At 44.0% G+C, this 12775-nt stretch carries 12 protein-coding genes; 6 read left to right on the top strand and 6 right to left on the bottom strand.

What is annotated here, in order from left to right:
* Positions 1-125: 125 nt before the first annotated feature.
* The 3 genes from IT393_05615 to IT393_05605 form a co-directional block, all read right to left on the bottom strand.
* Positions 126-776 carry a PEP-CTERM sorting domain-containing protein gene (locus IT393_05615; GenBank protein ID MCC7202130.1) on the bottom strand — a complete coding sequence of 217 codons (651 nt, stop codon included), beginning with the start codon at positions 774-776 and terminating at the stop codon, positions 126-128.
* Between the two features lie 318 nt (positions 777-1094).
* Positions 1095-2207 carry an MltA domain-containing protein gene (locus IT393_05610; protein ID MCC7202129.1) on the bottom strand — a complete coding sequence of 371 codons (1113 nt, stop codon included), beginning with the start codon at positions 2205-2207 and terminating at the stop codon, positions 1095-1097.
* A 24-nt stretch (positions 2208-2231) separates the two neighbouring features.
* Positions 2232-3038 carry a phosphatase PAP2 family protein gene (locus IT393_05605; protein ID MCC7202128.1) on the bottom strand — a complete coding sequence of 269 codons (807 nt, stop codon included), beginning with the start codon at positions 3036-3038 and terminating at the stop codon, positions 2232-2234.
* Between the two features lie 87 nt (positions 3039-3125).
* On the opposite strand from IT393_05605, the gene IT393_05600 reads away from it, so the two are divergent.
* Entirely contained in the window at positions 3126-4496 is a 1371-nt protein-coding gene (locus tag IT393_05600) for an MFS transporter (GenBank protein MCC7202127.1), read from the top strand.
* Positions 4497-4508: 12 nt separating this feature from the next.
* On the opposite strand, the gene IT393_05595 is transcribed toward IT393_05600, so the two are convergent.
* Positions 4509-4877, bottom strand: coding sequence for a hypothetical protein (locus IT393_05595; GenBank protein MCC7202126.1), 369 nt, complete (start codon positions 4875-4877; stop codon positions 4509-4511).
* A gap of 123 nt (positions 4878-5000) precedes the next feature.
* Positions 5001-6158, bottom strand: coding sequence for a transglycosylase SLT domain-containing protein (locus tag IT393_05590; GenBank protein MCC7202125.1), 1158 nt, complete (start codon positions 6156-6158; stop codon positions 5001-5003).
* A 94-nt stretch (positions 6159-6252) separates the two neighbouring features.
* Here IT393_05590 and IT393_05585 point away from each other — a divergent pair, with 94 nt between their 5' ends.
* The 4 genes from IT393_05585 (at position 6253) to larE (ending at position 10822) form a co-directional block, all read left to right on the top strand.
* On the top strand, positions 6253-7245 hold the full coding sequence (locus IT393_05585; GenBank protein MCC7202124.1) for a hypothetical protein: 993 nt from the start codon (positions 6253-6255) through the stop codon (positions 7243-7245).
* Between the two features lie 57 nt (positions 7246-7302).
* Complete coding sequence (locus IT393_05580) at positions 7303-8619, top strand: insulinase family protein (GenBank protein MCC7202123.1); 1317 nt, start codon at positions 7303-7305, stop codon at positions 8617-8619.
* A gap of 17 nt (positions 8620-8636) precedes the next feature.
* Entirely contained in the window at positions 8637-9986 is a 1350-nt protein-coding gene (locus IT393_05575; protein ID MCC7202122.1) for an insulinase family protein, read from the top strand.
* A 68-nt stretch (positions 9987-10054) separates the two neighbouring features.
* Positions 10055-10822 (top strand): ATP-dependent sacrificial sulfur transferase LarE, encoded by a 768-nt coding sequence (larE, locus tag IT393_05570; protein ID MCC7202121.1) that lies wholly within the window; start codon positions 10055-10057, stop codon positions 10820-10822.
* A 160-nt stretch (positions 10823-10982) separates the two neighbouring features.
* Here larE and bamD read toward each other — a convergent pair whose 3' ends face one another.
* A complete protein-coding gene (bamD, locus tag IT393_05565) occupies positions 10983-11693 on the bottom strand; it encodes an outer membrane protein assembly factor BamD (protein ID MCC7202120.1) in 711 nt (236 codons plus the stop codon).
* Between the two features lie 54 nt (positions 11694-11747).
* On the opposite strand from bamD, the gene IT393_05560 reads away from it, so the two are divergent.
* Positions 11748-12773 (top strand): ketoacyl-ACP synthase III, encoded by a 1026-nt coding sequence (locus tag IT393_05560; GenBank protein ID MCC7202119.1) that lies wholly within the window; start codon positions 11748-11750, stop codon positions 12771-12773.
* The last annotated feature ends 2 nt before the right edge of the window (positions 12774-12775 follow it).

Genomic DNA, 12775 nt, shown 5'->3' with positions numbered 1-12775 from the left:
GCCCCCTCATCGAGAAAGCACAGATTCTCAATGAAGAGCTGCTTTCATAATAACAAATGATACAAGTAGTTGCAATTTTCATACTCGTGCCATAGCCCCTTCAAAAGATAATTCCATGGTCAAATTCATACTTTTTTCCTGGACCTCTTTTTCCCATATGCTGCAAGTCCTATTAACCCGGAGCCGAGCAAAAACAGCGTCGATGGCTCTGGAACAGCCGTTAGACCGCCAACGAGATGAAGGGAAAGAGGCGTTCCGTTCGGTAGTTCAAAAATAATCCCATAATTCGAAGGATTATTTAAATAAGGGAATGTCCCTGCGAAATCGAATTTACCAGGGTTAAACGAAGGCACTGTAGTTAAAAACAGCGGGGATCCATATGGGGTTGGATCAAACCAGAGAAAGAATCCAATTGGATTTCCTTCAACAGTAAATGTTGATTGTACTGAATTACTATCATCAACATCGTAAACTACGCCGTTATCAAAATCTATTCGGGCTGCCTGAGTTGAGCCTTGATCCTCCTGACCAAATATTACAATGGGATCGAGTGGAGCACTATTATAAAAGAAACCAAAATAACTGGGAAACCCCAGAGAACCAGCATAATCATAACCCTCGACACTCAGTACCGTAGAATTTGGCACAAATAGTTCTGAACCATCATCGTCTGCAAAAAATGCAGGATAAGGGTTGACCACAGTGGCCTTTCCTGTTTCAGGAAGAATTAAAACCACTATCGTCACCAATACTAAAAACAAGCATATCTTTTTCATTTCATGCCCTCCTTTTTGTATAGACATAACTCCGTATTTCAGTAACTGCATAACTCTTGCCATTAATATAACAGGTTGATTTTAAAAGGCTAATAAGAACTATTTTTTCACTGCCAGAGTAGAGTGTTAAATTTTATGTCGCTTTTTAGCGCTTTTTTTTGTTAAAAAATGGTGTTTTTCAGGCATGAATTCATAAAAGTTTAAATAATTCAGTAAGATAGTTTAATATCGGAAGTGTCAATTATTTTGTCACTAACTAAATACTCCAGACAGGGTGAAGTATATTAATTTGTGTATATTACATATAAGGAATAAGACTTATTTTTGTAAAATAAAGTACAGCTCCCCGCGTTCTTTCATTGAACCTGCGGAAAAACCGGCGTCCTGGCCGGCACCCCAGAAGAGGTCTACCCTTCCGGGACCCTTTATTGCACCCCCCTCGTCCTGATTGAGGACGAAGCGGTTAACCGGCTCCCATTTCAGAACATTGCCTGATTGATCAACAACAGGGGCTGAAGTTTTAATAAAAGACAGTCCACCCTTTGGGAAGATGGCTGGGTCAGTTGCTATGGAATGTCCTGCCGTCAAAGGAACCTGGATACTTCCCTTTGCACCTCCATTATCAAGCTTAAAGAATATATATCTGGGATTCTGATATAATATATCTGACATTTGCTCTTTGTGTTCCGACAGGTATTTCTTCATTCCCATCATACTGCCTTCACCCGGCTTAAGGAGGTCCCGCTCAATCATGAGCTTGCCTACGCTCGTATAGGAATGCCCGTTGTTGCCGGCGTAGTGAACCCCTATTGTTGATCCATCAGGCAGTCTTATTGTTCCTGAACCCTGAACGTGCAGAAAGTATGCCTCAACCGGATCAGCAAGCCAGGCAATCTCAAGTCCCATATCATTTAAAACCCTGCCTCCGTCTATGTCCCTTCGTGTAAAATACTCTGTATCTTTTTTGAGACCATCCGGCGGGCGATAAATGGGGTAGCGATATTTATCCGACGGAGAAAGGCTGCCCTCCACTTCAGGAACATAATAACCTGTAAACACTACATTTCCCCTGCCATCAACACCCGATGCCTTATACCACTCAAACATATAATCCATGAGCAGTTCTATCATTTCATTAGACTCAGCGGTATCAAGGATCTGCAGAAGGGTTTTCTGAGTTTTGGCAACATCCCGTGCCCTTACGATCTTACCGCCATAGTCAAATTCTGTCTCAGGGTCAATCCCCTGCAGGAATGAAAGATTAGTCATGATCGCTTCCCGCAAGGCCTTTCTGTCAATATTGCCATAGGCGTGAGGAGGTTCAACATAAACAAGGGAATAGTTGTTGTCTGACAATGGCTGGTTCGCCTGACTGACTGCACAACTATTGGCAACCATTACCAGTAACAACAGGATAACTATCTTACGCATGGGGAATCATGTCCCTCCGGTGTCCTAAAACTCTATCCTGACACTAAGGCCTGTACCATTAATATCTGCCGCCGGCCCGATTATAACATTATTATGGAATGTTCTGTTATATCGTACGATTGCCTTTCCCACAATAGCACCGATCAGAGCCCCTGCAACGACATCTGACGGGAAATGGGCCTCCTGTTCAATCCTTGCAAGTCCTACTCCACCAGCAATACCATAGGAGATGGCATCTATCCACCACTCATCATAATGTTCTGCGATAACAGATGCAAGGGAAAATGCCTGTGTAGTATGCCCGGATGGGAAAGAGCGGCGTCCGCCAAATGGTTGAAATTTGTATGTCCCTTCATCATCCTGAGGGCGGCTGCGGCCTGCAATTATTTTAAGCGATGTCGTAATTATCCCGGCGCTTACGAAGCTGGCGGCAAAGGCATCCATAGCTACTTCCTTTGCCTTGTAATTATCGAACATCGCCCCGCCAAGATAAAAGGCCCCCATTATGCCAAATGAGGGATACGACCCAAACTCCTCGACAACTTTTGCCGTATCGCTTGTTGTTTCAGTCCTGTTTCGCTGAATTACATCATATATTTCATCATCCAGAAGGAGTATGGAGCCTATCCCTGCTGTATATAAGGAAAATGTTCTCCACTCCTTTTTCTCCCAGCGAAGAGGTTCCGATAATATATGTCCGGTATCCTGAACAAGCAGATAACCGTAGTCTTTGACAGAAACCTCTTCATCAGCAAAAGTCCTGTCAGGAAATGCGTATGAACAGCATACGAATAAAGTCAGGACTGCGAGGATTACCCTGCTTTTAAACATGGCCAAATTTATCATAACTTAAAATAAAAAAAAAGAAATTACTGCCCTATTTGACAGAAATTTTTTTTTGGGCAAAACTTTCACGTGATGGTTAAGAAAACCTATTCAAAGAGTCTTCGCTATGCAATCAAAGACGGCATATATTTTGCCATAATGGGCGGCGCAGGAGAAAGTTATATAAGCCCGTTTGCCATTTTCTTAAAGCTGTCCAACTCCCAGATCGGACTGCTTGCCTCAATACCTCAGCTCCTTGGCGCCTTCGTTCAGTTAATCTCAGTAAGTGTGCTAAACAGACTAAAGAACAGGATGCCTCTTATAATTTACGGTGTAGTTGCTCAGGCCATCTCGTGGATACCGCTGCTGATCCTGCCTCTTCTATTTGTACCATACGCCTCCCCCCTTTTAATAATCAGCGTCACTGCATATTATATATTTGGAAACCTCGCAACACCTCCCTGGAACAGCCTGATGGGTGATATTGTTCCTGAGTACAATCGCGGCGCATACTTTGGATATCGCAACAGAATCATGAGCATTTACAGCCTGGGGGCCATTGCCATTGGCGGCCTGCTTCTCCATGGCACTGAAAAGGCAGGAAAACCGTGGCTTGGATTTTCAATCCTCTTTGTTGCTGCAGTAATTTCGCGATTATTATCAGCATATTCTCTGTCCAGGATGGACAACCCTTATTATCATGTTGACGAAAAGGACGATTTCAGCCTGATTGAGTTCTTTTCAGGTTTCAGGCATTCAACATTTGTACGTTTTGTAATATATACCGGGCTCATGCATTTCTCTGTCATGCTTGCAGGCCCTTTCTTTGCTGTCTATATGCTCAGAGACCTTCACTTCTCATACCTTCAGTTCATGTTTGCCGCTGCAATGGCTGTGTTGATGCAATACTTTACACTTCATAACTGGGGTAAATTCGGCGACAGATTCGGCAACAGAAAGGTCCTTGAGATTACCGGTTTTACACTCCCTATAGTCCCTGTGCTCTGGCTTTTTACAGACAACTTCTATTTAATCCTTGTGATACAAATGCTTGCTGGACTCACATGGGCTGGTTTCAGCCTGAGCATGGCAAATTTCATATATGACGCAATCCCTTCCCCAAGGCTCGCTAAATGTGTCGCCATATTCAACATATTGAATGCATGCGGTATTTTTCTGGGTGGTTCTATCGGCGGCTGGTTGTCAGGCTATCTTCCAGGTTCAATTTCCATTTTTGATGCGAGGATACACATCATATCAAATCTGCAATGGCTTTTCCTGATCTCCGGAGTGCTAAGATTGGTTATGTCTCTGATCTTTCTCCCCACAATCATGGAAATACGGGATGTTGAGCCGATCACTTATAAAGAACTCATAATCCGGGTATCATCCATCAGGCCCCTGTCAGGACTCCGTTTTGATCTATTTACAGGCAGGAAGAAAGACGGAGGTGAACATGATTAAATATTCCACCGCTTAATTAACAGCGGGAGGCGCCTGTTTCCTTAAGACAATCTTATCACCGGGATATTCAATCAGAAGCATATCATCTGATATCTTCTCACTCCGGACAGCCCCTTCAATTTTGGTTTCTGCCTTTACAGGCTGATACTTTCCAACTACCTTCTTTAATGTCTTGTTGGCATGGTCAAGAATATCAATAACAGCATTCAGGGCGTGTTGCAGTTCAGCAACAGCTGACTTCCAATCCTGCCTTGCCATATAATAGTTGAACTTTGCAAGGTGCAATTCCATTGCAATCTTAGATGTCTGCGGGTCACGCATCTTATGTCCGTCGTCCATGGTGGTCTCCTTTGCTGTTTTGTTAATGATTTTATTTTGCAAAATCCATGCAAACTACAACAACGCAACATTTGTCAATTAAATCAACATGATGTGGTTATAACAGTAAATATACTGTAATGAAGGTGATTACTTTTACTACAATAAATTATCTTTGTGGAATTATTATACGACCGGAGGGTTTAACAACCTTACAATATCATCTGAATAAGGAAGCCTTACCGGAATTAGAATGGTTTTACCAGAGACAATCCTGTTCTTCTTAAGTCTGTTAGCCTGTCTGACAGAAGCAACTGAAGTATTAAATTTGGCTGCTATCTTGCTCAAACTGTCACCCTTCCTAATCTTATATTCCTTATATCTGACTCTTTGTTCAGGCAGCAGCAGTGCAAAGTTTTCTATAAAAACAGAGCCAACACCATTTGGAAGGCGAAGAACATACCGGTTTTCGTTTAATGGTATAATATTGCCTTTAAGTTCTGGATTTATTGCACGAATCAATCCAAGACTTATGCCGGATTGTTCTTCTATTGTGTGTAAGTCAATGCCTGATGGAACCTCCAGCAGGTCGTATTGAAATTCGGGGACCTCCATGAAGGTAAAACCAAACGCCTCAGGATTCCTTGCAATTATCATTGCAGCCATAAACTTCGGAATATAGTTTTTGGTTTCTGCAGCCAGTGCCCTGCTTTGTCCTATCTCCCAGAATGAAGATGACCCGTTCTTATCAAGTACCCTTTGTATTTTACCGCTGCCGGCATTATACGACGCAAGGGCGAGAGGCCATGAACCAAATGTCTCATATAAATCCTTTAGATGCCTCGCTGCCGCCCTTGTGGACTTGACAGGATCACGCCTCTCGTCTATCCAGCCATTGACTTTAAGCCCATACGACACCCCTGTTGAAGACATGAACTGCCACATTCCGGTAGCGCTGGCCCTTGACCTCGCATTAACATTAAATCCACTCTCAATGAGAGGAAGAAAGGCAAGGTCTTCAGGAAGGCCCTCCTCTCTTAAAATTGCCTTAATAAGCGGCATATACTGCATGGACTGATCAAGCCACTGCTGGAATAACTCACGGCCGGATGTTGTGAACAGCTCCATATAGGAGGACGCCTTCTCCAATACGTACGGTGGCACATCCTCAGATGAATCAACAGCGTATTCCCTGTTGTCATTGTTAAAAATAGAGCCATCCAGATATGATGTTATAGAATAAGGATACTCAGCCCGGGCCTCCCTATTTCCTGCACTGTTCATTATAAAAACTGCCAGGAGCAGAAATATAGTGCCGGCTAAAAAAGTTTTAAATCTCTTCATAGAAGGGTCTATTATAATAAAGTATGCACTCAGATTGCAACCTCTTTTGCTGACAGCCAAAATAATGGCATAGATATTGCGAAGTAGTCACTGTATGAGCGCAAACAACATTGACTATTACAGGGAACCATTTTTTGAGTTTAATTTTGTTGACCGGAGAAAAAGGACAATCAGGAACAGGGTAAGGAGGAACCTTAACAATTACTGGCTTGTTCCTGTATTCGTCTTATATCTGGAACTATTTACTGCCTTGATCCCACCTGTTGATTCTCCGTTCAGAAACATTACCGAGAGGAATGCCTATTTCTTTAAAGGGCCGGCCGTTATCTATAGTCTGGTATCCACAGATTTTCCTTATACCTTTATAGGGCATTTTAAAGAGATTGCCATAGTAAAAAAATATTTCCTGGGTATAGATCAGGTGCCGTCAGCAGATATTTCAATAGCGCTGACAAACAGAAGTGATGTCCAACAGATATTTAGCAGAGTCATCGCGTCAAAGGCTTACTCAAACACTGAAATAGGCGGTATAGCAACAATATCTTATGATCAGGACAAACCAAAACTCAGGCTTTATGAGATTCCATCGGTAAACGAGGCATTCTCGGACAAACTCAGGGCAGCCTCTGAATCATCTGTAAGTGATTTCCTTGCCCTTTTAAAGAAAGAAGAAAGCAGGGAGATACTTGCAAAGGTTGAAGTTGACAGTGCGGTAACGGCAAGATTGATCGATGTCCTGACCGGGAATTCAGTCAGTAATCCCATAAAGGACAAACTCATCAAAGATTTTATCAGAACGTATGATATCCATTCACAGTTGAAATTTGTCCTCTCCCCCCTTGCCTTCAAATCCTTTCTTGGCTCTACGAAGATTGAAGGGGAATATATAGGGCTGTTCCATTTTCATAATGATTACATGGAACCACCATCAGACATTGACGTGGCTAACAGCTATACAGACAGGCAGCTCATATTTACCCTTTCAGACGACGGGATATTGGTCTACGATGTAGTTAAGGGGACAGAAAACACCTATGATGCAAACCTTTGGGCTGATGCAGCTGTACTCCTGCCTCACCACAACTGAAAATACCCAGGTTCCCCCTTTCTTGACACCTTCTTCTGCTATCTGTAATATGGATGTGTGTCAAGACTCATAGCCATAGCATTAGCTGTACTATATTTATTCACGGGTTCAGCATTTGGTTCAGAAATAAGAGAGCACTTTCTGCCAAATGGCCTTAAAATCGTAACCGTAGAAAACCATAAATCCCCGGTCGTGACATTTCAGGTCTGGTACAAGGTGGGCTCACGCAATGAAATCACCGGCAGGACCGGAATATCCCATTTGCTTGAACACATGATGTTCAAGGGAACACCAAAATATGGGAAAGGTGAGTATTCAGGGATTGTGGCAAGAAATGGGGGCAATGAAAACGCCTTTACAAGCCAGGATTACACCGCCTACTTTCAGAACATATCGAGCGACAGGCTTGAGATATCCTTTGACCTGGAATCAGACCGCATGGTCAATCTCCTGCTTGACCCAAATGAGTTCATGCTGGAGCGTGATGTTGTTAAGGAAGAGCGGAGGCTCCGCACTGAAGATGACCCGGTATCATCCCTGATAGAAGAACTCTATGCCGCTGCTTTTAAGATCCATCCATACCATTCACCTATAATAGGATGGATGACGGACCTCGACAACCTCTCCAGGGAAGATACTTATAATTATTATAAAACATATTACAGGCCTGACAATGCCACAATCGTGGTTGTCGGGGATTTTAATACGGAAGACCTTATTAATAAAATTGGTCACTATTTTGGGGGCATTCCAAAAGGTGAACCTATGCGGGATGTAAAGATTTCAGAGGATGATCAAAAAGGTGAGAGGCGGTTTCTGTATAAGCGTGAAGCGCAGCTGCCTTATGTTATATACGGATATCATGCCCCTAATTATAAAGACCGGGATCATTATGCACTTGAGCTCTTGAATAATATACTGTCAGGCGGCAAGAGTTCGCGGCTCTATCAGAATATCGTTTACTCTAAACAGATTGCATTAACAGCAGGCGGCGGTTTTACACCTGTACAGACCGACCCTGAGCTTTTCTATTTTTATGCACAACTTAAACCTGACAGGACGACTGAAGAGGCTGAGGCTGCATTAAAGGAAGAAATAGAGCGGATTAAGAGGGAGCCTGTTTCAACAAGGGAACTTCAAAAGGCAAGAAACCAGATAGAGGCCTCATTCATTATGGGACAGGACTCTGTTTTCTATCAGGCTATGCTCATAGGCCAGCTTGAAACTACCGGCGCCGGGGCAAAGTACCTTGAAAGCTATATTGATGAAATCCGTCAGGTCACGCCAGAGGATATAATGCGGGTGGCTAACAAATATTTCATGGATGACAACAGGACTGTGGGGGTGTTGGTGCCGCTACCCCAGAAGCAATGAGTCGAAAGCAATGAGCAATGAGTTATAAGACAAGACACATTATGAGGATACTTCCCTCTTTATTAATAATAATTCTCCTCTGGACATCAATCAGCCTTGCATCCCCTGGCATTGAGCCAAAGAGGGTGGTACTGAAAAATGGCATAACCCTGCTTTTTGTTGAAACCCATGCCCTTCCCATGGTCAACATATCTGTTGCGATCAAGGCTGGCGCCATTTATGACCCCCCTGGAAAGGGGGGAGTTGCCAGTCTCACATCTGCCTTGATTGATGAGGGGACCACGACAAGGACATCACGTCAGATTGCAGAGGAAATTGATTTTATAGGGGGAAAACTCTCAGCAGCCGGAGGTGAAGACTATTCCTCTGCCTCATTGGTAGTGCTCAAAAAAGACATCTCAACAGGCATGGAACTGTTGACTGATATACTGCTGAATCCCGTATTTCCTGCAGAAGAACTGGAAAGAAAGAAGAAAGAAACCATAGCCGCAATCATATCGGAAAGGGATGATCCAGGAGCAGTGGCATCAAAGGAATTTTACAGGGCAGTGTTTCAGGGACACCCTTACGGAATTCCTGTTGAAGGTGATGAAGAATCTGTCAGCAGGATTACGCGGGATGACATAATGAATTTTTATCAGCAATTTTATAAACCGAACAACACTATTATTTCAGTTACCGGTGATCTTAATTACAAAGAGGCCGTCTCACTTATAGAGACATCTTTTGTGCGATGGGATAAGTCCAGGCTTAAATTACCTGAAGTCCCTCCTGTGAATAAGGTTTCGAAAGGGGACTCAATCCTGATTGACCGCAATATCACCCAGTCTAATATAGTGTTGGGCCATACAGGCATCTCAAGAGACAACCCGGATTATTATGCAGTGAGCCTGATGAATTATATATTGGGCGGCGGCGGCTTTGAGTCGCGAATGACAAAGGAGATCAGGGATAACAAGGGGCTTGCTTACTCTGTCTACAGTCACTTTGACGTAAACAGGTTTCCCGGGGCCTTTACAGTTGAGGTGCAGACAAAAAATGAATCAGCCAGAGATGCAATAGAAGGGATCAGGACAGAGTTGAAAAAGATCCGGGAAGAGCAGGTCAGTGACGATGAGTTAAACGATGCCAAGGCGTATCTGACCGGCAGTTTTCCACTAAGGCTGGATACGAATGCAAAGATATCAAACTTTATGCTGATGGTCGAGTATTACAACCTCGGCCCTGACTATATAAGAGACTACCCAAATAAGATAAACAGTGTTACCAAAGATGATATTCTGCGTGTGGCAAGGAAGTATATTGACACAGAAAATTGTGTAACAGTTGTCGTAGGCAAACAGGAAAAAACAGGATTGAGGAAGTGAACAAACAGTCGTTTAATGAGGCCATTGTCCGGGAACACTATCTTAAACTCCGGGAAATCGTTGAGTCCATGGGATCCCTTGTAGTCGCCTTTTCCGGTGGTATTGACAGTTCCCTTATAGCCAGGGTCGCCCATGATTCCCTTGACAGCCGTGCAGTTGCTGTTACGGCAACATCCCCCACCTATCCCTCATATGAAATAGAAGAGGCTAAAAAAACCGCATCAGCAATAGGCATCAGGCACATCCTGATTGAATCAAACGAGCTCGACATAGCAGAGTTCGCCAAAAATAACAGTGACCGCTGTTATCACTGCAAGATGGAGTTATTTGATAAACTAAAGGCAATCGCAGATGAATTGCACATGGACAATATCGCCTGTGGTACCACCATAGACGATCTGTCGGATTACCGTCCCGGTATAGAGGCCGCGAAAAGGCTCGGGGTACGGAGTCCGCTTGTAGAGGCAGGACTTACAAAGGCAATGGTGAGGGAAATCAGCAGGATGCTCGGACTTTCAAACTGGGACAAGCCCTCGTTTGCCTGTCTTTCGTCAAGGTTTCCTTATGGCACTGAGATTACAGAGGAGAGATTGGAGAAGGTTGGGATGTGTGAGACATATATGCGCCAGCTCGGATTTAAACAATTCCGTGTCCGCTATCATGGAGAAGTAGCCAGGATAGAGGTTGCATCAGATGAGTTAAGCCGCTTCATGGAAGACCTGTCCTTAAGAGATACTATCGCAAAGAAGTTCAGGGAATTTGGATTTACCTATATTACCCTTGATCTGGAAGGATATCGCACCGGCAGTATGAACGAAGCCATACGAACGTTCTAAATGGCTTTATACGGCGTTGGACTCCTCAGAAAATCCTCGACTTACTAATAAGTACGCCTCCGGTTTTCATCGTCGTCCGCCGTTCGGCTGAGCTCACATCGAAGCCTTGTCGAAAGCCATTTATGCCGTCCGTATGGAGGCTATGTTATCTGCGTTGGCATTAATTGCCATTTAGTTTGGCAAGGAGTTGAGAGGCGTCTTCTTTGTATCTGCTCTCAGGGTAAACAGTGAGGAGGCTCTGTAGAATCTCTCTGGCCTTGTCAGCTTTGCTCGAGGAGCTGTATGCTACCCCAAGATGATATAAGGTCTTTTCTGCTACTGAGGAGCCATTATAGTCTGAAAGGACATTATTAAACCTGACAATGGCCGCCTGATAATCTTCCTTGTGCAGATAAAAATTGCCGATATAAAACTCACGCTCTGCCAGCCTGTCCCTGCATATCTTCATCTTTTCCGTACTATCACTTATATAGTCACTGTTAGGGTATACCTTTATAACTGTATCAAACGCAGTCATGGCCTTCTGAACAGGCTCTATATCCCGGTCAATTGACTTGATCTGCTTGAAGTAGGAAAGTCCTATCCTGTACTGGGAATAAGAGGCAGACTTATGAATTGGATGCAGTTCCAGAAACCGTTTGTATTCCTGTATAGCCCCTGGATAGTCTTTTTCCTTAAAAAGCTTGTCAGCCTTCTTTATAAGGGTATCTGCATCATACAATTCCCTGAGGCTGTCCGTAAGACCATCAGTCTTTGACAGGGTATCAGTCTTATTGCTCCCTGCGCAACCGTTAAAAAGCAGGGCGGCTGAAAGAAGGACTACAGCGGATGATACTGCAAATGTTTTGCTTCTCATAATTACTTTGTACATTATAAACAAAAATTTGATAAAATAGCAAGAGTTAATTTCAGGGTGGGATATTTAATGACCAGCAAGGCATACATCATAGGAACCGGCTCATATCTGCCTGAAAAGATCGTTGCTAATGAAGAACTTGCAAGACTCACAGGTTTAACGCCAGACGAAATAGAAAAGATGACCGGAATACTTGAGCGCAGGCGGGCAGGCGAGGATGAAGCAACGTCTGACATGGCAACTCAGGCTGCGCTGTCAGCGCTTAAATCTGCAGGGGTGTCTGCGGATGAGTTGGGACTTATTGTGCTGTCAACAACCTCCCAGGATATGTTCATGCCGTCTACAGCCTGTCTCGTGCAGAAAAAAATAGGGGCAAAAAAGGCAGCAGCCTTTGACATCAACGCATCCTGTTCAGGTTTTTTATATTCCATGAACACAGCAGAGATGTTTATCCGGAGCGGCCAGACAGACAAGGCGCTTGTTATTGCCGCAGAAGTAAAATCAAGATTTGTAAATCCCAAAGATAAGGAGACTGCCATATTATTTGGCGATGGGGCAGGCGCAGTAGTACTTAGCAGCAACAATGCAAGACTCAACCCAAGCCCTTATGATAATCCCATCTGCCTGTCAGCAAAACTGCTTGGCACCTGGCTCTTTGCCGATGGAACCGGCTGGAAGTGGATCCATCTCCCGGCAGGCGGATCAAGAATCCCATCAACAGATGATACAGTATCATCCGGTCTTCATGCTATGCGGATGGACGGCAGCAGGGTCTACCGCAAGGCCATCAGGACCTTTGAGTCGCTACTGACAGACACAGCAAAAAAGTGCGGCCTCAATCTTGACGATATAGACCACTTTATATTCCACCAGGCAAACCTTCGCATCATCAAACAGGTAACTTCACGTCTCGGCATCCCTGAAGAAAAGGTGCCTGTTACCATTACTCATACAGGAAATACCTCATCAGCCTCTATCCCGATCACACTCGATAAACTTGTAAGAGAGGGAAGGATAAAAAAGGGCGACACAGTCTTAATGGCTGCCTTTGGAGGGGGGCTGACGTGGGGTGCGTCACTAATAACATTAATATGATG

This window comes from Nitrospirota bacterium, assembly GCA_020851375.1.
GTDB lineage: Bacteria > Nitrospirota > 9FT-COMBO-42-15 > HDB-SIOI813 > HDB-SIOI813 > RBG-16-43-11.
This window is presented reverse-complemented; position numbering and strand designations above follow the sequence as displayed.